General features: G+C 57.4%; 14 protein-coding genes and 1 tRNA gene. 8 read left to right on the forward strand and 7 right to left on the reverse strand.

Features of this window, described 5'->3' with window-relative positions; translation table 11 throughout:
* Positions 1 to 93 precede the first annotated feature (93 nt).
* The 4 genes from JW953_00460 to ftsY all read left to right on the forward strand — a co-directional run bounded on the left by JW953_00460 (position 94) and on the right by ftsY (position 2,581).
* Positions 94 to 166 (forward strand) — tRNA-Lys (locus JW953_00460).
* Positions 167 to 214: 48 nt separating this feature from the next.
* Entirely contained in the window at positions 215 to 556 is a 342-nt protein-coding gene (locus tag JW953_00465; protein ID MBN1991145.1) for a hypothetical protein, read from the forward strand.
* Positions 557 to 628: 72 nt separating this feature from the next.
* The gene (mvk, locus tag JW953_00470) at positions 629 to 1,579 is read left to right on the forward strand and encodes a mevalonate kinase (protein ID MBN1991146.1); all 951 of its coding nucleotides are present in this window, start codon (positions 629 to 631) and stop codon (positions 1,577 to 1,579) included.
* Positions 1,580 to 1,666: 87 nt separating this feature from the next.
* Entirely contained in the window at positions 1,667 to 2,581 is a 915-nt protein-coding gene (ftsY, locus tag JW953_00475; protein MBN1991147.1) for a signal recognition particle-docking protein FtsY, read from the forward strand.
* Between the two features lie 4 nt (positions 2,582 to 2,585).
* On the opposite strand, the gene JW953_00480 is transcribed toward ftsY, so the two are convergent.
* On the reverse strand, positions 2,586 to 3,155 hold the full coding sequence (locus JW953_00480) for a hypothetical protein (GenBank protein ID MBN1991148.1): 570 nt from the start codon (positions 3,153 to 3,155) through the stop codon (positions 2,586 to 2,588).
* Positions 3,156 to 3,222: 67 nt separating this feature from the next.
* Here JW953_00480 and scpB point away from each other — a divergent pair, with 67 nt between their 5' ends.
* Positions 3,223 to 3,783, forward strand: coding sequence for an SMC-Scp complex subunit ScpB (scpB, locus tag JW953_00485; protein ID MBN1991149.1), 561 nt, complete (start codon positions 3,223 to 3,225; stop codon positions 3,781 to 3,783).
* 96 nt (positions 3,784 to 3,879) lie between these two features.
* Complete coding sequence (locus JW953_00490; protein ID MBN1991150.1) at positions 3,880 to 5,793, forward strand: GAF domain-containing sensor histidine kinase; 1,914 nt, start codon at positions 3,880 to 3,882, stop codon at positions 5,791 to 5,793.
* A 66-nt stretch (positions 5,794 to 5,859) separates the two neighbouring features.
* Here the strand turns inward: JW953_00490 and JW953_00495 are convergent, their stop codons facing one another.
* The gene (locus JW953_00495) at positions 5,860 to 6,429 is read right to left on the reverse strand and encodes a 50S ribosomal protein L9 (GenBank protein ID MBN1991151.1); all 570 of its coding nucleotides are present in this window, start codon (positions 6,427 to 6,429) and stop codon (positions 5,860 to 5,862) included.
* Between the two features lie 265 nt (positions 6,430 to 6,694).
* On the opposite strand from JW953_00495, the gene JW953_00500 reads away from it, so the two are divergent.
* Positions 6,695 to 8,065 (forward strand): dipeptidase, encoded by a 1,371-nt coding sequence (locus JW953_00500; protein MBN1991152.1) that lies wholly within the window; start codon positions 6,695 to 6,697, stop codon positions 8,063 to 8,065.
* On the opposite strand, the gene JW953_00505 is transcribed toward JW953_00500, so the two are convergent.
* Positions 8,066 to 9,841 carry a hypothetical protein gene (locus JW953_00505; GenBank protein MBN1991153.1) on the reverse strand — a complete coding sequence of 592 codons (1,776 nt, stop codon included), beginning with the start codon at positions 9,839 to 9,841 and terminating at the stop codon, positions 8,066 to 8,068.
* A gap of 265 nt (positions 9,842 to 10,106) precedes the next feature.
* Here JW953_00505 and JW953_00510 point away from each other — a divergent pair, with 265 nt between their 5' ends.
* Positions 10,107 to 12,800, forward strand: a complete 2,694-nt coding sequence (locus JW953_00510) for a hypothetical protein (GenBank protein MBN1991154.1) — start codon at positions 10,107 to 10,109, stop codon at positions 12,798 to 12,800.
* Here the strand turns inward: JW953_00510 and JW953_00515 are convergent.
* The 4 genes from JW953_00515 to JW953_00530 form a co-directional block, all read right to left on the reverse strand.
* The gene (locus JW953_00515) at positions 12,797 to 14,686 is read right to left on the reverse strand and encodes a hypothetical protein (GenBank protein ID MBN1991155.1); all 1,890 of its coding nucleotides are present in this window, start codon (positions 14,684 to 14,686) and stop codon (positions 12,797 to 12,799) included. The genes JW953_00510 and JW953_00515 overlap by 4 nt on opposite strands.
* Complete coding sequence (locus JW953_00520) at positions 14,683 to 17,655, reverse strand: hypothetical protein (GenBank protein MBN1991156.1); 2,973 nt, start codon at positions 17,653 to 17,655, stop codon at positions 14,683 to 14,685. Before JW953_00520 ends, JW953_00515 begins: the two co-directional genes overlap by 4 nt.
* Before the next feature lie 29 nt (positions 17,656 to 17,684).
* Entirely contained in the window at positions 17,685 to 20,765 is a 3,081-nt protein-coding gene (locus tag JW953_00525) for a glycosyltransferase family 39 protein (GenBank protein MBN1991157.1), read from the reverse strand.
* A 267-nt stretch (positions 20,766 to 21,032) separates the two neighbouring features.
* Complete coding sequence (locus JW953_00530) at positions 21,033 to 25,730, reverse strand: LysM peptidoglycan-binding domain-containing protein (GenBank protein ID MBN1991158.1); 4,698 nt, start codon at positions 25,728 to 25,730, stop codon at positions 21,033 to 21,035.
* Positions 25,731 to 25,924: the final 194 nt, after the last annotated feature.

Below are 25,924 nucleotides of genomic sequence, written 5' to 3' on the forward strand. Positions count from 1 at the left end.
TTATAACATCTCTACCGGCACATGTCAACGCTAACCTTAAAAAAGGCAACATCCTATTGACAATCCTGATTGCCTGTGTTAACATCTCTCGTTGAGCCGTTAGCTCAGTCGGTAGAGCAACTGCCTTTTAAGCAGTGGGTCATGGGTTCGAGTCCCATACGGCTCATTTTTTCAGTTAGATGGCAATTTTTGGATAAAAGCGAGAGGTTGCTGTATGTATTCCCATTGTGAGATTTTATTTCCGCACTCGCGCGTGCGTGGGTTGAGGAAACTCAAGGGAGAGGAGTGGAAAGAGTTAACCGAGAGTATCGCCCGTTTGCCCGAAACACATCTGGATGCCCTGGCCTTTTCTCACATGATGATTAAATTGTGCGACTGCCTAAATTGTGACCTGGGCAGCTACAAAGCCGCGTTAGGATGTTCGGCCTGCTCGCAGCGCACTATTAACGCCCTGCGTGATACCGACCAGCAGTTGTTGCGGCGTTTTGAAAAATCCCGCAAAGACGTGTTGAAGTATCTGAATGAAGTTGGCTTGGATGAAGAAATGGCGGCTTGAACCAATGATAGGAGCAGCAGCGGACATCCGAGAGGATGTTCGCTTTTTTTTTGACCGGGTTGAACAGGTAAAATGAAAACTGTGCAAGCGACCGCTCCTGGTAAGGTTATTCTTTTTGGCGAACATGCGGTGGTTTATGGACGGCCGGCCATTGCCGTGCCGGTTACGCAAGTTCAGGCCACAGCGGTGCTGCAATCTGCCGAAGCAGGCGCAGATTTTAGAATTATCGCGACTGATTTAAACCGGGATTATGAACTGGCCCAGGCTCAAGCCGATGACCCGCTGGCCGTTATTGTACAAACCACACTACAACACTTGGAGCAAACACATCCGCCCGCGGCCACTTTGCAAATAACTTCCACTATTCCCCTGGCCCGGGGCATGGGTAGCGGCGCGGCTGTTTCCGCGGCCATTGCGCGCGCCCTGGCCAAATTTTCGGGTCATTCCCTGCCGGCCGCCGAGGTATCCGCCCTGGTTTATGAAGTGGAAAAGATTCATCACGGCACGCCCTCCGGCATTGACAATACAGTGGTCACTTTTGCCCAGCCGGTTTATTTTATCAAGGCGGAACCGGCCCCTAAAATCCGGCGGATGCGCGTGGCCCAACCTTTTACCCTGGTGATTGGCGATACCGGCCTGGTTTCGCCCACCCACAAAGCCGTGAGCCAGGTTCGCGCCCGCCGGCAAGCCGAGCCGGAACGCTACGAAGGATATTTTGATGAAATGGCGGTTATTGCCGACCAAGCGCGGGTGGCTATTGAGACCGGAACGTGGGACTTGTCCGCCCTGGGTAAGTTGATGAACGAGAACCAGGAATTGCTGGCCACCATTGGCGTTTCGTCGCCGGAGTTGGAGCGATTGATTCAAGCAGCCCGCCAGGCCGGGGCAGCAGGGGCCAAATTGTCCGGGGCGGGTTTGGGCGGCAATATAATTGCGCTGGCCTCTTCTAAAATTGCCCCCGCTGTGGCTGAGGCTTTAACTGAAGCAGGCGCTACCGGCGTGATTGTTACCGAGGTGCAGTAGTCGCCTTGCCGCCGGTTTTTGGATGAGAATAGAGGGTGTTATATAATTGGCCTTAAAATTTAAGGCCATAAAACTTGAGGTGTAGGCGTGTTTAGTTTTGGCGCGAAAATCAAAGATAGTTTAAGCCGTACCCGCCATTCTGTTTTTGGCCAGATCAGCGGCCTGTTTGGGGGCGGTCAAATTGATGATGAATTGTGGGACGACCTGGAAGCATTGCTCATTCAGGCTGATGTGGGGGTTGAAACAACCTTAGCCTTAATCGGGCAGGTGCGGCAACGGGTAAACCAGGAGAGCGTGGCCGATCCGATGCAGGTGCAGGTGATTTTGAAGGAAGAGATGCGCCGCCTGCTTGATGGGTATGCTTCTTCGGGCATTGAAAAAGACCGGCTGCTGACCGTCATCCTGGTGGTGGGGGTTAACGGTTCCGGCAAAACCACCAATATTGCCAAACTGGCCCATTATTATCGCCGGCAGGGCAAAAGGGTGGTGCTGGCCGCAGCGGACACGTTTCGGGCGGCGGCCATTGACCAGCTCAAAATTTGGGGCGAGCGAGCCAATTGCCCCGTGATTGCCCACCAACCCAATGCCGATCCCGGCGCCGTGGCTTTTGATGCCATCAAAAGCGCGCAGGCGCGCAAAGCCGAGATGGTAATTATTGACACGGCCGGCCGGCTGCACACCAAGTACAATTTGATGAAAGAATTGGAAAAACTGCGCAGCATTGCTCAAAAACAGGTGCATGCCGCCCCGCATGAAACCTTACTGGTGTTGGACGCCACTACCGGCCAAAACGCGCTTTCTCAGGCCAGGCACTTTAAGGAAAGGATTGGCATTACGGGCGTGGTGCTGGCCAAGTTAGACGGGACGGCCAAAGGAGGGGTTGTTTTTTCTATTGGCAAAGAGTTGGGCGTGCCGGTGCGTTTTGTGGGTACGGGAGAGGGGCTTGACGATTTGATCCCCTTTGACTCTCAAGCCTTTGTGGATGGCCTGTTTGCGGAGTAGCGTTCTACGGCGTCCGGCGCGTGCCCATCACAAACATTTCACCTTCCAAAATTTCCAGGCGGGTGATTTCCAGATCAATGAGAATGCCGGCCAGGGTTTCGTTAATGGTTTCGGTGATTGATTGCAGCAATTCATCTGGAAAGTCAAACGGCCCCATTTGCGCTTCTTGCACTTTTACCACCAAACCACCGTTATCAACCACCGCCGTGGCCACAATCAGGGAATTAAAGTTAAAGAAGCCAAAGGCTTTTACTTTGCCCGTAATATAGATTCTGCCGGCGGTGAACCAGATTTGCGGTTCGGTGAGGGGAATTTGACCCGTCCGGGTCAGCTCAATGGCCACCAGAGAAGTGACTTCTTCATTAGTCACCCGCAATTGCGACTCGTGATTGCCGCTGGCTTCTTGCAACGCCTGGTTAAAATTTTGTTTCAAGCGGTCGGTGGCTTCCTGGCTGATGGGGATTGGCCCGCCTGGCGGGCCAATCTGTTCACTCTCGCGGCTAAGCCCGCAGGCCAGGCCGGATAGAATCAGCACCATCATGACAACATTCTTGAAGAAGTAAGATCGAGACACGGAAATATTAATCACTCCTTATAGAACCCTAAATTCAAAAGCAAGATTATAGCATCCTTTAAATAACATGACAACAGGTATGAGTGATAAAGAATTGGTAAAGATTGTCGAGGGTCTTTTGTTTGTGGCCCCCGAACCCGTAACAATAAATCATCTGGCCGCCGCCGTTGAGGGTGAAGCAAAACAGGTTGAAGCAGCGTTGGCCCAATTGCAAGAATCTTACCGGCACCGGGGCATCCGGCTCCAACAGCAGGGTCAAAAAGTGCAATTAGTTAGCGCCCCGGAATTAACGGACTATATTGAGCGTTTCCTGGGGTTGTCCATCTCCGGCAAGTTGTCTACTGCGGCCCTGGAAACCCTGGCCATTGTGGCTTACCGCCAACCCGTAACCCGGCCCGAGATTGAAGCCATCCGAGGGGTGAACAGTGATGGCGTGCTGCGCACCCTGCTCAGTAAAGGTTTGGTGGAAGAAGTGGGCCGGCTGGACACGGTGGGCCACCCCACCTTATTTGGCGTTACCTTTGAGTTTTTGCGTTATTTTGGCCTGGAAAAAATGGAAGATTTGCCGGAGTTAGAGTTATCGGCAGAGGGGGCCGGCGAAGATGAAGCGCATGATGAAGCCCCTTAACCAGTATCTTTTCGCCATGTACAAATTTGGGGTAAACGTGTATAATAGTAACCAGGTTTTTGTCACCCTGATATTTTATTTTTGCCGGAGACTTCTATGGCTGCCTCACAACCATCTGCCAGTGGCATTCCGCAAACAGTCCATCCACCATCTCTAAGCCGCCAGGGGTCTGCTGATATTTCCCCCGAGTTACAAGCCGTTTTACAAAAGATCGTTGATGATGTGGTTAAGACCCTGGGCTGTGTGGGGGCCATGGTTGCGCCTTTAGAGCCGGGTGATTGTTTAAGGGTCCGCGCTTATGCGGTTGATATTGAGTTTGGCCTGTTGGAGCATTTAGAGAAAACCCTGGGCGTAAGTATGCTTGGCCCTCAATCCGTGGCCTACCTGGGTGATGAACGGTTCAAGAATAATCTGAGTGTGCGGGCGGTAAAAGGGGCGAACGGCTCGCCCGGCGTGTTGGTGTCGGATAGTTTATATGACCTGTTTCGACCGGTGGTAGATAGGGCGCTGTCGGACCTGGCCCAACGCCTGACCAATATCCGGCAGGTGGCGGCTATTCCCTTTTTCCTTGAAGACGAAGTGGTGGGTAATTTGTTTGTGGCCGCCCGGCAAGAGTTTTCTGAGCGTGATATTGACTTTCTGATAGCGTTTGGCCGGCAGGCAGCCATTGCCATCCAGAGTCAAAGTCGCTTGTCCAAAATCCAGGCCCTGGAGCAGGTGAGCCTGGCCCTGCAAACGCACATCACCGACGAGACCCAAGTTTTACAGACCATTGTTAACGCCGTAGTTCAGATATTGGGTTATGCCGGAGCAATGGTGGCGCCCCTGGAGGCCAATAATACGCTGCCGGTGCGGGCTTATGCGGTTGATATTGCGCCTGACCTCTTTGAACGGTTGGAAAAACAGTTGGGGGTGAGCATGCTTGGCCCTCAATCTGTGGCCTACCTTGATGACGAACGTTTTGCAGATAATCTGAGCGTGCGAGCGGTGAAAGGGGTGGCCGGACCGCCGGGCATTGTTATTTCTGATAGCCTGTATGATCTCTTTCGACCGGTGGTCAACAAATCGTTGGCCGACCTGGCCCAACATTTAACCGGCATCAAACAAGTAATTGCCATTCCCTTTTTCCTTGAAAATGAGGCAGTGGGCAATTTATTTGTGGCCACGCGCAAGCCCAAATTCTCCCAAACCGAACAGGAGATGTTGCGCACCTTTGGACAGCAGGCGGCGGTGGGCATTCGTAATGCCCGGCTCTATCGTAAGGCCGAGGAACAACAGCAGATTGCCCAAATGTTTGGCAAAATGGCCTTCAGCGCCGCAGCCTATATTCACACGCTGCGCAATCACGTGGGGGTGGCCCTGAATTATTTGCAATTAGTGGAAATGATCCCCAGTTTGTCTGAAGAGCGACGAGCGCGGGCGTTTCAGTCGGCCCCTGAAGTGATTGCTCATTTAAATGAAGCGGTTGAGGTTTTGGATAACCTGCACAAGCCCTGGCGCCAGCCTGAGGATGTGCTCACAAATGTTAATGACTGTTTGGCCCGCGCCCTGGGTAAAGTGTTCCCAGAAGCCATGTTCAGCTCAGACCAGGCGGCAGTGGAAGATGAACGGGGTATCGTGGTGCATCGTTTGTTATCGCCAGATTTACCCCCTCTCAAAACAATGCCCGATATGTTGACCGAAGCCTTTAGAGTGTTGATCAGAAACGCCGTCGAGGCCATTGAGAGAAAAGACGGCGGCGGCGAGATTTGGGTTGAGAGTCGTTTGGCCAAAGGCGGCGTGATGCAAATATCAATTCGAGATAACGGCATTGGCATCAAGCCCGAAAACCTGGCCAAGATTTTTGAAATGGGCTGGTCAACCAAAGAGGGCCGGGGTATGGGCTTTGGCCTCTTCTGGACCAGGGATTATGTGGAAGGCTTGGGCGGCAGCGTTAACGTGGAAAGTGTTTGGCAAGAAGGCGCCACTTTCTGCATTCATCTCCCTATGTTGGCGGCCAAACAAGATTAAATGAACCTAAAAACAGAAAAAAAGCCCGCGCGCCAGGCGGGCTTTTTTAGTGGTTAAACAAAGAGCCTATTCAGACTCTTCGGCTTCATCTTCGCCGGTTTCAGTTTGCTCCTCGGCGGGTGTTTCCACAGCCGGGGGAGCAGCCTCTTCTTCTGCCGCTTCCTCCAGCCCCTCGCGTTCCAAAATACCGCCTTCGGGCACAACCGTTACTTTAATGTCGGCGCTTACGTCAATCATCAGTTTGATCGACACTTCTTGCTCGCCGAGGGTGCGGATTGGCTCAGGCAGGGCCACTTTGCGCCGGTCAACCTCAATTTCGGTTTTGGCTTGAATGGTGTCCACAATATCGGTTGAGGTGACCGAGCCGTACAATTTCCCGGTTTCACCGGCCCGCCGCTCAAACACAAGCTCCAAACCGGCCAGTTGATTGGCTATGGCCTGCGCATCGGCGGTTTGTTGCGCCCGGTGCTTCTCGGCGGCTTTGCGAATAGTTTCGGCCTGCTTTAAGGCGCCGGGCGTGGCCAACACGGCCATATTTTGGGGAATCAAATAATTACGCCCAAAGCCGTTGGCTACATTTTTGACATCACCGGCATAACCCAGGTTGTCAACATCTTGAATTAATAAAACCTTCATTGCTCATTCTCTCCAATTGCCACTTTATGTTGGGTCTTTCTAAATACGCACTTCAGAAAGACAGGTTTACTAACAAGGATTGTCTCACTTCCTGCTTAAAGACACAAACCAACAGTATACTTTAAAACAGCGCATTATCCAAATTTTGGGGTTAAAAAGGGGACGGTTTCGCTTTTGAGTCTAACCTCGCCGGAGCGCCCGATTATCCCCCCCACCGGACTTATGTTATAATCTCAAAAAATCAAAGCGGAAAGGATGTCTATTCATGCGTGAAGCCCTAACTTATGCCCAAACCCACCAAACCGAAACCCTGAACGATTTGCAGGCCCTGCTTCGCATCCCCAGCATTAGCACCCTGCCCGAAAATGAAGCGGACATGCAGCGGGCCGCTCACTGGCTGGCCGATAAGTTGGCCGGTATCAGGTTGGAAAACGTTAATATTATGCCCACCGCCGGGCATCCGGTGGTTTACGCCGATTGGCTCCAGGCCGGCCCGGCTGCGCCCACCCTGTTGATTTACGGCCATTATGACGTGCAGCCGGTTGACCCGCTGGATGAGTGGTTGACCCCGCCGTTTGAGCCAACCATCAAAAGCGACGACATCTTTTGCCGGGGGGCCACCGACGACAAAGGCCAGTTGTATGTCCACCTGGCGGCGGTTGAGGCGTATCTCCAATCAACCGGCCGTTTGCCCTTGAATATTAAATTCATGCTGGAAGGCGAAGAAGAAATCGGCAGCCTGAGTCTGAACGATTTTGTGCCCCAACACCGGGATTTATTAAAAGCCGATGCCGCCCTGATCTCTGATACGCCCATGCTTGACCCGCAAACACCCCTTATCGTCGCCGGGGTGCGCGGATTGGTTTACATGGAAATTTTTATGCGCGGTTCCCGGCAGGATTTGCACTCCGGCGGGTACGGCGGCGTGGTGCAAAATCCGCTCAACGTGATGGCCCAGATATTAGGCTCCCTGCACGACGACCGGGGCCGGGTGACGATTCCCGGCTTCTATGATGCGGTTCAAGAATTGTCCCCCGCCGAACGCGAGGCGCTTAATAACGGGGCGGTGACCGAGCAGACCATTTTGGCCGAAACCGGCGCGCCGGCCTTGTGGGGCGAGGCCGGTTATACGGTCGCCGAGCGCAAAGGGGTACGCCCCACCCTTGACATTCATGGCATCAAAGGAGGGTTCATTGGCGCCGGTCAAAAAACCGTTATTCCGGCCATGGCTGCGGCCAAAGTGAGCATGCGTTTGGCGCCGGATCAAGACTCTGCGGAAATTACACGCCTGTTTAAGGAACATATTCTCAAGATCACGCCCAAAACAATGGAAGTTTCCGTGGAAACCCTGGCCCAGGCAGATAGCGCCGTGGTAGACATTTCTGCGCCGGCTATTCAAGCTGCGGCCCAGGCTTACGAACAAGGGTTTGGCCGGCGCCCGGTTTATGTGCGCGAGGGAGGCACGTTGCCGGTGGTTAGTATGGTTCATAAAACGCTAAACGCCCCGGTAGTGATGATGGGCTTTGGCCTGCCCGATGACAATCTCCACGCCCCCAATGAGAAGTTTCATTTACCCAATTTCTATCGGGGTATTGAAACGGCTATCCGTTATTACGATATTTTTAGCCGGGTTTAGTTACGGCTGGGGCAGATTGTTTGAGATAGGGCAGACCATATAGAAATCGTTTTTTATGGCCGGATGGGGGCACTGCTGCTCAACCAGGTTCAACAAATCTTGCCGTTGAATGGGGTCTTTCCAGGGCGAGATGATAGAGGGCGAGATCAGTACTATGTCGGCTGGATGGGGGGTAACGTAATCACGCCGCTGAAGGGGATAATGAATCCGGCCCGTCTGGGGCGTAATTTCGGCGCTCTTGTGCTGGCCGGGATAGTAGATACGCGCTTCGGGCGGCAGGTGGTTGATGTAATTGACCACCTCGGTTTGGGTTGCCCGCGGAATTATGATCCAGGGCAAACTGGCGTTGTATTTGTTGCTGATCTGTTTTTGTTGCCAATAAGCCACAATCTCATCCGGTAGAAAAAAGCCCCGCACGTGCGGCTGGCTCATGAACCCCCAGCCAAGCAGCATTAGTAGCAGGCTGCCGGCTGCCATAGACAAGGTTCTCCGTAGTCCAATATTCAGGCCAGGCTCCACTTTTTTAAGCGTTTGTTTGGAACCCGCAAAACCGTATTGGATTGACCTGGCCGTAATCACGCTCAATAGCAGCACCGCTAGCACCAGCCCAAACCAAAAATGACGTGGCCAGCCGGTTTTGGCCAAAGCCACAAACCAGGCGGTATTGGCCAGCCAGCCCAACCAGATGGGAGCGATGAGATTTTGCTTGGCGGATTGGTAACGCCATAACCACAGCAGGGCCAGCCCGCCTAAAAAAATGACGACAAAGACAATGGCTGTGACCCATCGCTGCGGGTGGGCGATTTCTGCCAGTAGGAAAAATTTGTCCCAGAAAAATTCTGCGCCGGAGTGGATGCGCAAGCCTACCCCGCTGCCGTCGTCCAAGATGAATTGGATGCGCCCTTGCAGGTTTTGCCGGTACAAGTCAAAACTGAACAGGTGGGTCAAAACAACCAGATGCACCAACTCCCACAATGCTACCGGCAGAATTGCGCCAAACCCCAAAGCTATAACTTCTCTAAAATGGAGCGAGGTAGCGCAAATTTTATGGATTCGTCCTTGAGCCAACCCCGCCAGCCAGAGCAGGCCGGCCCACCCCAAAATGCCGCCAACCGACCATAACGTAATGAGTTTGGCATTAATGGCCAGGCCAATTACCAGCCCGGCCAGCAAAAAGTGCCCCCATTGCCGGTGTGGTTTGGAAGCAACTGTGGCAAAAGCCAGGTAAGCCCACAGAATATAAACCATACCGGGCACTTCGCCCATAGCTTCGTAACTGAGGGGAATAGACAGGTGGGGATAAAAAAAGAGAAAGGCGTGGAACAGGACAATCGCCCCCCATCCGGCCAGCCGATAGAGAATGAGCGCGGCTAACAGCAAAAAAAGGGTATAAAAGATGAGCGGCCCCAGCCGCAAAGCCCAAAATCCGGTGCCAAAGAGTTTTAGCACCAGGGCATCGGGCCCAATGCTGGCCGGTCCGATCCCGTTACCCGTAAAAAACCAGACCCGGCCGTCCGCCGCCTGGACATCAAATTTTTGATCAACGTTAATGCCGCCCGGTAAGGCAGGATCGGCGATGGTGCTGACCAGGGTGGTATAATCGCCCTGGTCGGCCAGGGAGCGCGAGATAGAGAGCATCCAGCCGCCGTCGTGCTCAATGCCGCCGTATACGTTCACAAAGGCCACAATACGGATAAGCTGGTAGGCGGTTAAGCTAAACGTCACCAGGAGCGCATAAAGATAGTTTTTGGCGCTGCTACGCTTGAGTAAAAGCATAAAAACCAAACTGCCTGAGTGCAGATACCCCCAAAACAGCAATTATCAGGCATCAAGGATTAATTGTCAATTCTGATGGCTCTGCCCCAATAAGGTAGGGGCAGACATTGTCCTGTTCCTACCGCCAAAATTTTAGGGCGCACCCATTCTGATTAAAGGGGGCGCGAGGATAACCCTACCCGGTTTTGCCACTTCTCGCCTTTTGCTTATGATAAGGCTTTGTTTGCCCTCCGTGGCTTAATTTCTAAGTAAAAACCGGCAAGGTATGATGCAATCCCGTCTATCATCTCAGTGGTTCAAACGAACCGTCTATTTTACCCTGGGCGCCATCCTGTTCACCTTTGTGCCTTTCTTTCCGCTGGCTGGCGCGGGTGGTTTAGCTCTGCTGGCCATTTTACCGGGCGCGCAGTTGATGCGCTGGTTGGGCTTGTTCAAACAGCGGTGGGACTTTGCCCAGGTGGTGTTCAGCGTGGTGTTGGGCATGGTCACTTCGCCCATTTTGATCTATTGGAGCAGCCTGCTGTTTGGCCTTAGTCGCTGGCTGCTGCTGATTGTGTTTCCTTTATATATTGTCGCCCTGGCCGCCTGGGTGAGCCGGAATGACCCCACTCCCCCACCCTTCCCTCCGGCTGAACCAGCGGATGCCACGCCGCGCACCTGGTGGGTGGCGGCGCTATTGATTGGGGTTACGGCGTTGGGCGTTTTCCTGGCTTATTTTGAACTGGAAACAGCGCAAGGTTATTATCCGGTGCAGATGGAGGATTGGCAAAAGCATTACGGCGTGGCCTTTGCCTTACGCTATACCGGCATTCCCCCGACCAGTATGTTCTTTTATGGTATGTTCCCCCATGATGAACTGGTGTATTACTATTTTCTTCATCTTAACGGGGCGGCGCTTGACCTGCTGCACAGCGGCGGGCCGATGTTGCACCACACCTTTGTGATTTTTATTGTGCTGGCCTCGCTCGGGTTTAGCAGCGTATTTTTTCTGTTGGCTCGCACAGTCTTGGGCAGTCAAAAGGCAGCGGTGTGGTCGTTGGCATTTGTCACCGTGATTGGCGGGCTGGATGTGGTGCCCATTGTCCATCGCACTATTCAAAAATACCGGGAGCATTTTCCCGACGGTCCGCTGCCGGCTGGCGTGTTTTTGCCTCGTGAGCATATTGACAACTGGGTGTCGGCCCTGTCGTTGCGCCTTAACACCTTTTTTGCCCATCACATCTGGGTGCCTCAACACCTCACCGGCCTGACCATCCTTTGCCTGGGATGTTACCTTTACCTTAAGGTCACAGATCGGCGCAAACTGTTGGTGATAATGCCCCTGCTCCTGTTTGCCCTTTTGGGGCATAGCACCTGGATAGCGGCTGTGGTGGCCGGTTGTCTGTTTTTGTTTGGCCTGGGCCAGGTTGTCGCCGCTTATCGGCAACAAGGCTGGGCGCCGGCCCGCCGTTTGTTTATGGGTTATGCCTTCATTGCCCTGGCCTTTGGGGTTGTGGCCGCGCCCTTCATCCTGTCGTTGCTTGGCCCGCACGCGCCTAAATCTGGCCTTGTGTTTGAAATTCCCCGGCTGGATAGCTGGCCCCTCTTACGCCCTATTCAGGCTTATTTTGGCGACGCCCTATGGGCCAGGCTGCTCGATCTGCCCCTGCATTTTTTTATCGAGTTGGGCGCGCTCCTGGTAGCCGGTCTGGCCGGGCTGATCCTCTTTTGGCAAAATAAACCGGTTGATCTGCAAACCGGCCAGCCGCGATCTTTTGCTCCCTTCCCTCCTCCCTCTTCCCTCCTCCCCTTCTGGACTCTCCTGTTGCTGGCCGGTCTCCTCACCGTCAGCTTTTTTGCCTCTGGCCGGGGCTGGGCCGACCTGGGCCTGCTGTTGAACAACGACTTGGGCCTGCGCGCCATTATGCCCGGCCAATTGGTGTTGGGCCTTTTTGCCGGGTATTTTATGGCGCGTCTCTCTACCCTGGCCCGCTGGGGGCGGGTCGTGCTGGCCGCCGGCCTGGGGTTGTTGCTGGTCTTGGGCGTGGCCTATGCCGGGTGGGAGTTTATAGCCATGGGCCTGGCCAAGTATTGGTCCGAGCCGGCCTTAGGCCCGGACGTTTACCAGTCTCTGCGCGCCTTGCCGGAAGTAACTTATGCCCAGGATAAACTTTTGCCCGTGGTGCAGCACCGCTTGTATCGTGGCGCGCCCCGGTTTCAGCTTTCGTTGGGCAGTCGCCCGGTCAGTTTTGCCACCGGGGAGGCCGTGGTTTTTCACCAGGCCCTGCCGGAGCTGGCCCTGGCCCATACCTTGAGCCAGCAGGCTTTTGACAACGGCTTGCCCTTATGGAGCTACCAATTGTTCCGCAACCTCGGCGCCGATTACGCCTTTGTTGGCCCGGCAGAACGGGAGACGATGCGCCATCCCGAAAAGTACGCCCACGCTCAATACTTTCAACCCGTTTATCGCCAGGGGGACTTTGCGCTTTATCAGGTCAAACCGGCCTTGTACGCCGGCCAGGCCCAGGCCACTTTTGACCAGGGCGCCATTGAATTCTGGGGATACTTTGTTGATCACCAGCCTGTGTATCCCGGCGCAGACCCGGTTTCTCCGGGGGATAACGCCGGTCAAGGGCTGGTCACTGCTTGGCGCTTGACCCGTCCCGCCGAAAAGAACTACACCGTCTACCTCCACCTGGTAGACCCTGCCGGCCAGGTGCTGGCCCAGGCCGACCATCAACTCTGGGCCTGGGATGTTCGGAGCGAAGGTCCAACCGCCACCTGGACGCCCAAACTGATGCATCTGGACATCACGCCATTGCCGGTGGCCGTCTTGTCCGCCGCCACCCCCTTGACTCTCCGCCTGGGCTTATGGCTGCCGGATTCCGGCCAGCACTTCCCGGTTGAGTCAACCCTCCTGGTTGTTGACGAAGAAGGCCGCTTGGTGGTGGGAGCATGGCCCCGGCCAAGCCAGCCTTAAGGTGGGCCTTCGACCCCATACACCACCATGTTTTCCCCCTCATAAACCACCGGCCAGCCGACGAATTGTTCAATGAACGGCCCGGCCAGGTGGTCGTGATCAATGATGTAGCGGACATTGCGTTCGGCCAGGGCGGCGCGGATGGCGGCTTGCCGGGCGGCGGGGTCGGTGATGGTTTGGCCCGCCGGGCCTAGCAGCAAATACAAAAAGGATTGGTCCAGGCCGCCCTGGTTCAGATAAAGGGCCTGTTCTTGCGGCAGGCGGGCCAGCCAGCCGCCAATCAGGGGTTTGTGGTGAACGGTTTGGGCGTGCAGGAGAAAGTTGGCGTCCCATTTGATGTCCAAAAGGGCGTACTGATTGGGATCTGCGGCCAGGGTGTGGTAGAAGTCATCCACCTCGGTTGCACTCAGGCGGAGAGGAACGGCCAGGTATTCCAGCGTGATGAGTAGGGCGATGATAAGACCTAAAATAAAGCGGGACAGCAGGGGAGCAGAGAGGCGGTTTAGCGCGCTGTTCTTTGGTTTATTGAAGCGCTGAATTATTTTGTCTTGCCCCCAATCGGTCAATGTCGCCAGACCATAAGCGGCCAGTATGGCCAGGGCCAGGCTGGTCATCACCACAAACCGGCCGGGGATGCCGGTGAGTCCAAACACAGGAAAAAGGATGGTCAGCCAGTGATAGGGCAAGGGAACGTCCAAGATTTGCCCGTCTATTTGCAGGTGGGGTCCCAGCGCCAGCAGGGTAAAGCCCACCGCCACGGCCAGCCACCAGCGGGCCTGCCGCCGCCAGCGAGCGCCCATTAACCCAATGATACTTAGCCCCAACACCGTGTAACCCACATAAGCCGAAGCGCCCGGTTCTCGCTGCTGCGCGGCGTAAGCAATCCACACGCCTTTAAACCAGGCGGCCCAGGTAGAGGGCGGGCCGGGCACCCAAAAGCTGTACAGGTCAACCGAGTGGCGCAAAGGGTTGTGCTCGCCAACCAGGGTAGTGGTTTTGAGCAATTGGCCCATGGGCAGCAAGAGGGGAGAGAGAAAGAGCAGGGCCAGGAGGAGGACGAGGGCGATGCGGGCGGCGCGAAGGAAGTAATTGTGAATTGTGAATTGTGAATTGTGAATGGTGAATGGAGAAGGGAGAGGTTGGTTGGCGGTTGATTTGGGGCGCGGCCAGAAGAGCAGGGCCAGGGAGAGCAGGCCGCAGTAGACAACGTAATACCAGGAGTTGAGGGCGGTAAAGGCCAAAAAGAAGATGGCCAGAGCGGCGCAGCGTTTGGAGCCTTGTTGGATAAATTTGAGCAGGCAGAGGACGTAAAAGGGAATCCATTGCAGGCTGGCCAGGTTCAGATGGCCCAGGTCAAGGCGCAGGAAATGGTAAGGCGATAGGGCAAAGATCAACCCGGCCACAAAGCTGGCCTGGCGCTGCCCGGTTAAATAGAGGGCCAGCAAATAAGCGCCCCACCCGCCCAATACAAACGAGAGCAGGACGATGCTATTGTAGGTAAGGTCGCTGCCCAGCAGCCCGTACAGCGGCAGGGCCAACAGGCCGTCAGACACGTCCAGCGGGTGAAAGAGCAGGGTGACGCCGGCCGGGTAAAAGAGATAATGGGTAAAAAAGGGAGATTGGGCCAGGGCCAGCAGGGCGTGGCGCGTCCACCACAAGGCCCACATATTTTGTCCCCAGTCGCCGGAGCCGGGCACCCAGCCTTGCAGATGGGTCAGTAGGGGCCAGGTGACAAGGAGACTGAGGAGGAGGTAGACGACGGGGGCAGGAAGGATGAAGGATGAGGAATGGGGGATGAAGCGCGAACGTCCTGCATACGATAAAGAAAGGGAATTATTGCATGTATGTTTGCTGTTTGCGTTTTGCGTTTCTTCAACTTTGCTCATTCCACTATCACTGTGCCTATTTCCACAAAATCTGCGCCGGTTTGGGTGGGGAGGCGCTGCTGGGTGTCGCGATGATACAGCCCCACCACCAGGCGATAGGGGCCGGGCGGCGCGCCGGTTTGGATTTGAAAGGCGTAATCGTCAATAACCGGCTGGCCGGGCGGCCATAACGGGGTGCTGTACCAGCCGCCGCCGGGTTGGTTGTCGCGCTGGCCCCACACCTGGCCGTCGGGACCAAGCAGTTGGGTGAATACGGTCAGTTCTGTTTCTATGGATTGCTCTGCTTGCCACACCAACGAGAAGCGCAGCCAGTCACCGGCCCCCACCTGCTGCTGGGTTAACTGATGGCCTAACAGACTAACGGCCCGGCCAAACACCGGCGGTCCGGCAAGTTCATGGATAGCCATCGCGTGCGGGCCGGGATGAATGACCACCGGCAGCGGCGGAATCTGGTCGGTGGGGATGGTAACGCCGGTATCGGTGACCGGCAGGCGTTCCGAGCCGTCGTCCGCTTTGACCAGAACCCGCAGGCCGTAGCGTCCGGGCGGGAGCGGACCGGGCAGGGACAAAGTGCGGGTGTCAAGCCCACCGGCGTTGTTGGTCCAGGGTTGGGCCACATGTTCAATAGCCACGCGGCCAAAAGGATCGAGCAGTTGCACAATGGCGGTATCGCCGGTTCGACCGCCTGTCCATTGCAGGGATACGGCTAGGGGGCCGCAAGCAGTCGGACTCTGGGGCGTAAAATCATAGGCCAGCAGCCGGGGTCCATCGGCAAATTGCAAACCAAGGGGCTGCCCCGGTTCGTCTCCATCGTCTGGGGCAGGGGCCTGTCTTTCGCCAGCGGCCGGGGTTTCAAGCGAGATGGTGCGGTTGAGCGTAGCCAGCCAGGCCCCGGCCAGGTTGGCTGCTGGCGCTGAATTTTGTAAGGGAATGATGACGGCTTGGGTTTCGTTGGCGGGAGTAACCAGCGGTTCGGTAAAGTTTTTCCGGGAGCCTTTGGTAAAAGTTAAATAACTGACCTGCTGCACATCGGCCACAAAAGCCGCCGCTCCTTGATTGTGATAGGCCACCTGGGCAGCGTAGGGCAACCCGTCCAGTTTAGTTGGGGTGAGGGTGGCCTGCACCAGGCCGGGTTCGGCCTGGCAGGACGGCTCGGCCAGGTGCAGAACCAGATCGTCGCCCACCTGGGTAATTTGGGCAATCGCCGGCAGATAAAGCGGCAGGTCGGCCAGCGCGCGCTGCCAGTTTTCCGGGCTGTAAGAGGTTGGATGCAAAATAACCAGGTCAATGCCCAGTTGTTGGGCCACGTCCACCGAACGAGCATCGGGGAAGGCGTTGAACCATTGGCGCAATTCTTTGTAAATAGGCGGGGTGTAGCCCGTGCCGCCGTTGGCCAGTCGCCGCCAGTGGTAGGAGGCATAGTATTCGTAAATAAATTCTGACGCGCCCTGAAAGGGTAGTTCCAGCACCACCGTCTCCGGCGGCGTTTCCTGTTGCAGCCAGGAATATACCGGCGCAATCTCCCGTCCGCCCGGAAACTCCGGGCCAACCAACGGCGCAGACCAATACTCTACTAAAATCAGCCCGGCCAAGACAATCACCAAAAGATTAGCGATCTTTCGACTGCTCCTTCGGCTTCGCTCAGGACAAGGCTCAAGATGGGTTGGCCATTGGCGATTCATAATCCAGGCCACTCCCCATCCGGCCAAGCCAACCAAACCCAGCACCACCAAAATCCCGTACCGGCCCGGCACACGAATGCCTTGAAATAGGGCTACGTGTTCATAGAGCCAGGCGTAGGGCGAATATCTTAAGAGCGGAACCAGCCCCGGGCCGAGGGCTTCTTCGTTAAGGCCAAAGGAGAGCAGCAGGCCCAGCAGGGTGAGAAGAAGCAAAAAGAGGGTGGTGGAGAAAGCGTAGGTTGAGGCGATTGGCGATCCTTTGACTGCTCCTTCGACTTCGCTCAGGGCAAGTTTGCGCCTGGCCTTTGGCCAGAAGAGGGCTGCCAGGCCAAGCAGAGCCAGCAGCAGGCCGGTCACCCCTACCGGCATTAAGGGCTGGAATTGGTGGCCGGCCGGCTGCCAGCGGCCAAAGGTGCCCAGCAGTTTGCCGTAGATAAAGTTGTGGGGGATGCTGGTGAAATAGTCGGTGAGGGCGGCGCTGTAGATACGCACTTCGCCGGGCGTGCGGATAGCGCCCATATTGTCGCTGAAGCGCAGGTACATGCGCCACACCGGCCAGTTGAGCAGCAGGGTAACGGCCAGGGAAACAGCCGCAGCCAGCCACAGCCCGCGCCGCCAGGCAATGCGCCGGGTGAGGGCGTAAACCAGGGTCAGTAAGGCGCAGGCAATTGTCAGGTTAAAAGCGTAGTGCGTGCCTGACAGGGCTTGCAGGTTAAAGAAGATGATGAACAAGGCCGGGTAGCGCCGGCCAGGCCGGGTCAGGGCCCAGTGGAGGGTCAGTAGAGTTAAAGGCAGCCATTGAGTGACCAATAATTCCAGGTGATTAAGTTGGCCAAAACGGTGGGGCGAGAAAGCAAAGAGCAGCCCGGCTACCAGCCCGGCCCAGCGCCGGCCGGTCCAGGCGGCAACCAGCAGGTACATGGCGTAACCGGACAGGATAAAGGTAAGGAGTACGGATACATTCATACCCCATAAATGCCCCTCGGCCAGCAGCAGAAAGGGCAGGGCCTGGGCCGTGATCATTAAAAAGTGTTCACTGTAGGCCAGGGTCAGGGGGAAGGGATAGAAGATATTGGCGTTGAATAAGTTGGCCACGCCGTTTGGCCCGTTGAGAAAGGCGCGCGCGTTCCACTGCATGCGCCATACATTGAGCAGGGGGTCGGTGGGGTCCGGGACCATGCTGCTCAGGTGAGTGGAAAGCGGGTAGAGCATCACCAGGCTGAGCAGGATAAAGAGTAACAGGATGGCCCCTTCTCTGGGGTAAAATGTAAAACGTAATTTGCGCATAAGGGTTTGTTGCCCTGTTGAGGGTTGTTTTACTGTTCTACCACCTGCACGCGGGTCAACCAGACCCGGTTGTTGGACACGGGCGCGTTGGGGCTGGATAGGGGCAGGCGTTCGCCGGTGAGGGGGTCGTACATGCCCACAAAAATGTCGTACTTCCAGGGCGGGGCATCTTTGGCCATAGGTATCTGGTAGGAGTCTTCCACCACCTCGCCGGGTATCCAGCCGCTGGTTGGCGCTTCGCCTTGCGCCGGCTGGCTGTCCCACTGGCCGCGGATCACCTGGTCGGGGCCAACGGCGTGCACAAAAACGGTGTAGTTGGTATCGGCAAAGTTAAGGCTACGCCAGTAGAGCCTTAAGCCAAAGGAATGGCGGGGGGTTACGGTATGGTCCACCAACTTGTAGCCCACCAGTTCAATCTCGTCGTTGAGATAGGCCGAAATAGGCGTAACGCCCGCGGGCAATTCAAAATTTCGGTCCTGGGCCTCAACAGTAATATTGGCCAGCACCGTGACCGGGCCAAGGCCCTGCCCGGTTTGAGGATCAACCACATTCACGTAGAGGGGGTATTGGCCCGGGGGGGCAATGGCCGGAATGCGAAAACGATAGGCCCCGGCCACAATCTCGGAACGCCGCCATTGTGAAGGCGGGTATGCCGGGGATAGGGGCATTTCGGCAATCACGTACGCTTTGCGGTCAGGCGTGACCAGGGAAAATTCAAGCCCATAATCGGGGTTGCCGGCTTTGGCGGCCTGCCAGAAGATTTTGCCCACCACCTCTGCGCCGGGCGGAAGTTGGGTATCCCGGTAATTGTGCCCCACCAGCGTAAGCGATGGGTTGAGCGCCGTGGACAAGGTGGTGGGCAGGTTGAGCGGGTTGGGTGGGGGAACCCGGCGGGGCGCGGTGAGGGTAAGCTGGCCAATATTTTTGGCCACGCCATAGCTCTGGCCGGTCACAAAATCGTACATCCCCACTTCAAAGTGATACGCGCCCGGGGGCGTGGCCGGGTCAATGGCCAGTTTGTATTCATCTCGTAAAAAGTAGCCGGTATACCAGCGGTCGGGGCGCCACAGGCCGCTCAGGATCATGCGGTCAACCTGGCCCCAGACGTTGCCGGCGTCATCCATCAGGCGGATATAAATGTTGTGTTCCCCGTGGATTTTGCCGACGGTTTCCCAATAAAGGGTTACAGGCAGTCCCTCAACTGGGCCGTAGGGCAGTTCAGCCGCCGCCTTTTTCTCCTGGGGGGAGAGGGCATAAGCGTCAACCGGCATGGTGGTTTGGGGGATATCCAGGCCAATCAGGCCGGCGCCGCCGCCCAACAAGGCCTCAACCGGAAAAGCATAACGTTTGGGCGGGTTTTGACTGATCACCGGCCCCGGGTAAATCCAGGCATACGTTATCCCGCCCAGCTCGATGACGTGCAGCGGGTTGCGCTGCTGGAAGTAGGCCAGCAGTTCCCGGCTGGGAAAACTGCGCTGTACCTGGTTGATGTAAAATACCGTGTATTCCCCGGTCAGGGCCGCGCTGTGGTTAGAGAGGTCAATGGTTGGGCCGCGATAAAACGGGGCAAATTGGCCGCTGTACCAGGCGGCCACCTGGGGTTTTGGCAAGCCCGTAGTTTCATTTAAGTACCGGGCGGCCAAATCCAGCCCTTCGCCCCAACCAATGTTGATCCGGTAAGGGGCCGTGCGCCCTCCCCCCATGAGGGGGTTGAAGTAAGCCAGGTAATAGGGATGGTAGAACAGAACCAGGAGGGCCTGGACGAGTATCGCCGCGCTCACCAGCCGGGTTGGGGTGAGCCCAAATCGGTTGACCAGGCCGGGCGGCAGATATTTGAGGGCCAGCGCGGCCAGCCACCACAGCGCCAGCGCCGAAAGCAGGCCGGTGGCAAAAAACACCGGCAGAATGTAACGGTCGCCGCGCCGGGAGATGGCGGACACCGGGATGATGAAAGCAATAACGTAAACCACCAGGCTCAGGGCCAGGGGCAGGCTGCGACGGAGCCAGTTATTCAGCGCGTCGTTGGTTTTGCGCCAATAGGCCACCAACCCGGCTCCTATCAGCCCCACTGCCCCCATCACGCCGACGGTGGTGAGGGGGGTGAGATGGTAAGGAAAAACAATTAAGTAATAGAGCGGGTTCTGGTCGCTTTGCCGGTTGCCCCAAAAAATGCCCGTGGTGCGGTGGGCGGTGCGGTTGACGCTCTGGATATTCTGGATAATCCATTGCAGGGCGTAAGCCGGCCTGGCCCACATAGAGGGCCACAGGGCAAAAAAGGCCGCTGCGGCCACCAGGCCCCACACTACCAGGGCAATGCCCAGCCTTTTCCAGCGGGTTGAACGGGCCAGGCCGGATGGGGGCCAGAGGGCGTAAAATAAACCGCTAATCACCAAGATGGGGCCAAGCAGAACTGCGGGCGTTTTGCTGAGGGCAGCCAACCCGCCAAATAGACCGGACAGCACCAGCCATTTCCAGCCGCCCTGGTCTAAATAAAGCAAAAAGGCCAAAAAGGAGAGAAACATAAAGTAGGCCAGGGGGCCGTCTACGTGGATCACGCGGGTGTGGGCCAGGATAAAGGGGTCAAAGGCAATGATCAGGGTGCCTAACAGGGCCAGCCGTTCATCCAGTAGCCGCCGGGCCAGCCGGTAAATGCCAAAAATGCTCAACGAGGCGACCAGGGCCAGGGGCACGCGCACCCACAGCAAAAAGTCCAGGGGATAGGCAAATACGCCAAATTGGGGGGTCACTTGCTCCAGGGTGGTCAGCAGATCAGCGGTGACCCAGGGCAGGGGCAGCCACCCCATATAATGAAAGAGATAACGCAGGCCAACCCCGCCGGCCCCCAAAATCAGGGTGGGCACGCCGGGATAACCCAATACCAGCGCCCCACTCCAGTCGCCCTGTAAGGCTGATTTGAGAAAAAGATGGGCAAAGTTGATCTGGTCGTCTTCGTCGGCGGTGAGAAAGGTATTGAGGGTGAGCAGGCGCGGTAATAGAATGACCAAAAAAACGCCCAGGGGCAGGGCCAGTTGCTGCCAGCGGATATTGAGGGCCGGCTTTGATTTGACCAAGCCGCGAGACGACGTTTTATCAATAAATATATCAGTCATAGGCGCAAATGGCCAGGCTGCGGATAAGTTCTTGGAAGCTCAAGCTGTCCCCAAATAATAGGTTTCTTCTCCCAAAAGGTACAGCCAGTTAATACTATTGAAATGGGGAAAATACGCAAACAGGGCCGGATGTTTTGTTGTAACTATTCGCCTTCTTGGCTTGTCATTGCGAGGGCATAGCCCGAAGCAATCTCCAATGCCGGATGGAGACTGCTTCGCCTCTGGCTCGCAGTGACATCGGAAACAGGGTGAATAGTTACGTTTTGTTTATGGTTTGGCCGGCACTTTGAGCACCTGGCCGGGCCGGATGCGGCCGGGGTCATCCAGCAGGTCGCGGTTAGCCTCAAAGATCAGGTACCACAGCCCGCCGGTGCCGTATACTTTAACCGCAATCAGCCATAAAGTGTCGCCCGGCTGGACGGTGTAAGTGCCGGGTTCGGGTTCAGGAGGTGGGGGTGGTTCCGGTTCCGGCTCCGGGGTGGGCGGAGGTTCGGGCGCGCCGGCCAGAAAGCGATGCCCTGAAGCAGCCAGCCGGTTCAGTAAGGTTTTGGTCCCGGCGATGGTGTCGCCGGCCACGCGCTCCACCCAGGCCCCGGCGTTGCGCAGGGCCGTTTCTTGGGCGGCGCTAATGCTGCTGCTATCGCCCCCAATGGTCACGTAAGGCCAGCGTCCCACAGCCTGGTGGGGTTGGAAACTAACGTCGGGCCGGAAGGCATCCAGGTAAGCCCGGGCCGCGTCCAGGTGAGCCTGGGTATCGGGCAGCAGGATAACGTGCTCGCCGGGGCCGGGTTGGGGGATTTGGCCGGGTTCCGGCGGTTGAGGTTTTTTGGCCCCTTTGGCCATCACGTAAGTTTGGTTGGCCTGCACCGTCCAGGTGGCGCGCTCGTCTGCCGGAAAAACGTTCAGGCGAATGCGTTGGCCCTCTTCCAGGCGGTACAAAATAGAAGCATGGCCGGCCCAATCCGGCAGCAGTTCCGGCGGGTTAAGGGCAATTTGTCCGCCGGCCATGGCTTTAACCGTGATATTCTCGGCCCAGGCCAGGTAAAGGTGGGTGCCTTCACTGGCCTGCCAATCCAGGGCCAAATCCTGGTGCCGCCCCCCGCCCATAATGGAAACGCCAGGCAGGGTGTGGCGATACGCAATCTCGGCCAGCGGGTCATCCCGCAGGCTAAAATCGCCGGTTTCGGCCCGGTGCGACCATAAGGTGGCGTAGTTTTCAATCACTTTGGCCACCACTTTGGGCTGGTCCCCGGGACTGTACACCCCCAGGTTGGCTTCAAAGGGATTGTCCAGGCCGGTGGCGTCGTTAAGCATCCACTTCATGCCCCCGGCCAAGCCGTTGGCCCGCAGGTAGGCCATGAGCGCGCCTTCGTAAAGGGCGGTGATGGTTTGGGAGACCAATTGCGACCGGGCCGGGTTACTGCCGGTGGCGTTGGAGTAACCAAACTCGCCCACCATCACGGGCATATCGGGGAAGCGGCGCTTCAGGCTGTCCAGCATGGCCAGGAGCGCCCGCAGACCGCCCAAACTGCGCGGGCCGTATAAATGGAACTGCTGAAAGTCGAGGACGTGATTGGCAGAGAGGGAGGCAAAAAAGAGCCAGTCCCAGCCAATGGTGGCCAGGGCCGTGGGGTCGGCGGCGCGGAGGGGCGCCAGTTGGGGCGTGATCCAGGCTGCTACGGTATCGTTCATTACCTGGAGGTAGGTTTGCCAGGGGGCTGCGGCGGGCGACGTGATGAACTCTGTTACCATTTGTCCGGTCTGGCGCTGCCATTCATTATAAGCCTCGTTGAACTCCAGGAAGAATTGCAGGGCGTTGGCGTAATAGTAGGCCATGTCGCCGCTGAGCGAGGCCGGGATGCGACCCTCCTGGCGCATTTGCTCCACCCCGGCCCGGCTGACCCGCTCGCCGTAATGGTCAGTCAGGGCCGGGGATTGCACCGGCGCGGGTTGGTCGTCGGCGTAACGGGCCACCAGCAGGTGGTACAGCTTGGGTTCGTTTTCCAGGTCGTAGCCCAATAGGGCGGGATGGCCGCGATAATGCCCGGCAATGGCCGCGTTCAGTTCGCCGTTGCGGGTCAGGTGGCCGCTGTGGTCGTCGTTGAGGGCCAGCAGCACAGCCAGTTTGTGGCGTTGGGCCAGTTCCAGCACCAGGTCCAGTCGGTCAAAATTGCCGGCGGCCAGTTCTTTTTCCAGCGGGGTTTGCACAAACAGGCGCAGGGCGTTGAAGCCCACCTGGCGGGCCTTGCGGAAGTCTTTTTCAATCAGGGCCAGGTCGTATTTGTCTTCATCCCACATGTGCCAGGCCCGGTCAAAGTAGCCCTCGTAGTTGACGCCCACAATGAAAAAGGGTTGGCCGTCCGGCCCGATCAGGCGCGGCCATGGGTGGGGGTCAACGTGGAAAGCGGCGGCCTGGCTTTCCGGCGTCTCGCCGGAGGGGAGACTGACCGCAGCCAGGGTGACCGTGGGGGTCTCGCCCTCGCCGCCGTTGGAGACGTAGTATAACTCCGGGTGGCGCTCGATATGGGGCAGCCATTTATCCAGTTCTGGCTGGTAAGCCTGCACGCGGGGCAGGCGGTAGGGGTCAAAATCAGGCGAGAAGGGCGACGGGGCCGGCTGCGCCCCCACTTTCACGGCGCACTCGTATTGGTAGGCCAGCCCGGCCGACTCCGAGTAGCCTTCTTTGAGCAGGCCAATGTCGGCCGGGTACGCGCCAAAGGGCGGGTCAAAGGAGCGCACCCGGTAGCCGGGCAGCAGGGCCTCCAGGCGATTCTGGGAGACGGCCAGTTCCCATTTGATTTGTTCCGGCGTGGCCTGGCCCAGGTGACGGTGGTTAATGGTGTGGCTGCCAATTTCCATGCCCCATTCCACCAGGGCGCGCAGTTTTTTCGGGCCGCTGTCGCCCTGGCCAAAGAGAGGCGGGCCCGGCTCGTCGGCGTTGAGCAGCACAAAAAAGGTAGCCCGCAGGGGCCAGTCGTCGCCGTGTTGTTGGTGCATAACCTGGAGGATACCGGCAGCGCAGTCGGGGTCAAGGCTGCCGTCGGCCAGGTAGCGGAATTGCCCGGCGGTGGAGTCGTCAAAGGTAAGCACCACCGGCCGGCGGCCTTTGGGCACGTGGCCCAGGTTACCGCGCACCACGTCAATCAGATTGACCGGGTAAAAGCCGTGGCTGAGTAAATATTCCAGGTCCTGGCGGAAGTTGGCCGGGGTGCGCGTCCAGCGCCCTTCGGGTTCGGCAATGTTGTGGTATTCCAGGATAAGAATATTACCCATGAGGTTAGGCGGGTAGGCGGGCAGGGTGAGGGTGGGCGGGGGCGCCGGTTCCGGCTCCTGAGCGGAGGCAAGGGCCTCGCGGGTGTAGAGGTTGCGCGGGTCCCACAGCATCCAGCCCCGGGAGCCACCCTCAATGGCCCCGCGTATCTGGGCGCGGATCTCTGCCGGGGTGTAGGTGCGCCCGTCAAAACGGTAATCGGGAAAGTCTTGAATCCAATCGCGCACAACGGCCTGGGGATTAACTTTTTTCAGCCGCTCCACGGCCCGGACGGTGCTGAGGTAAACCACCTCGTAGGGGAAGGCAATGGCCTGGTTGTATTGGGGGTAGCCGGGCAGACCCGCGCCAAAGGTGGAGGGGTAGAGCATGGGGCACAACACGTCAATGTGGGGGGCCAGGCTTTCGATGACCTGGCCGATGCCGGGGTCGTCGGCGCGCCAGCAGGGATAGCCAAACATATCCACGGCCATTTTGACCGGGTTGTTTTGGAGGGTGTCGCGGGTGAGGGCCAAAAAGCTGCCCAGGACAGCCTGCCGGGTTTCGGGCGTGTTTTCGGCGGCGTATTGGGCGTATTCGGTAGGCCCGTCGGTGGGGAAGCGGATGTAATCGTATTGGATTTCGTCAAAGCCGTGTTGGGCGGCGGCCAGGGCAATGTTGGCGTTGTATTGCCATACTTCCGGCAGAAAGGGGTCGGTCCAGGCCACGCCTTTATCATTGCGCCAGGGCTGGCCGGTGCGGTTGTCTTTAATGGCCAGATCGGGCCGTTGTTGGGCCAGCACATCGTCTTTGAACACCACAATGCGGGCAATGGTGTAAATGCCGTGGGCCTTGAGCCAGGCCATCAGCGAGCTGAAGTCGCGCACCTCGTCGTAGGTTGCGACAGCGGCAGTGGTTCGCGCCCAGGAGAGGTCAAGCTGCTCGTATGTTTCCCCTTCGGCAGTGTGCATGACGGCGGCCAGTTCGGCCTCGGTGAGGGTGGGGGTGGTGAAGGCGGAAAAGAGAAAGTCGCCAGTATCGCTTTTAATATCAATCACAATGGCGTTCAGTTCGGTCTCGGCCAGTAATTCCAGGGCGTGGCTGCGCAGCCCGGCGTGACGGGCCGCCCAATAAGTCAGGTAAAGGGCTTTGACCGGTTCGCCTGTGGGCGGGAGTTCCGGCTCCGGCCTGGGTGCGGGTGTTGGTTCTGGAATTGGCTCCGGGGTGGGTTCCGGCGTTTCAGGGCGGCGGGGAATGCGCAGGATTTGGCCCACCACAATCAGGTTGCGATCCTCGAGCTGGTTGAGGTCAACCAATTTTTGCACCGTGGTTTCAAAGTGCTGGGCCAGTCGCCAGAGAGTGTCGCCGGGCTGGACCTCGTAGTCAAAATAGGCCTCGCCGGGCGGAGGAGTAGGCGGGGGGGCGGGTGTTGGTTCTGGGGGGGGCGCTGGCGCGGGTTCCGGTTCCGGCTCAACTTGGCCGGTGGGAATGATGAGCCGCCGGCCCACAATGATGAGGTTGGGGTTTTCAAGATGATTGGCCTCGGCCAATTCCGGCACGGTCGTGTGGAAGCGCTGGGCCAGCCGCCACAGGGTGTCGCCGGGTTGGATGACGTAATAGCGGGGGATCGGCTCGCTGGCGGCGCGGGCGCGACTGCCGGGGATCGCTCCGGCGAGCCGGTTGAGCATGGTTTTTATGGATTGCCAGAGTGGGGCCATGGCTGTTCTCCTGGCGCGAGATTTTCGACGAACGACGAACGACAGACGACGAAATTTAATCATTGGTCATTGGCCCTTCGTCGTTGGTCGTTGGTCGCCGGTCGTCATAAACCCGGCGCCACTATGTTTTCCTTAATATTAACATAACCTGTGGTACGATACAAGCGGCTGGGGCATATTTTAGGAGAAGAAAC

The organism is Anaerolineae bacterium, from assembly GCA_016931895.1.
In the GTDB taxonomy this organism is placed as follows: domain Bacteria; phylum Chloroflexota; class Anaerolineae; order 4572-78; family J111; genus JAFGNV01.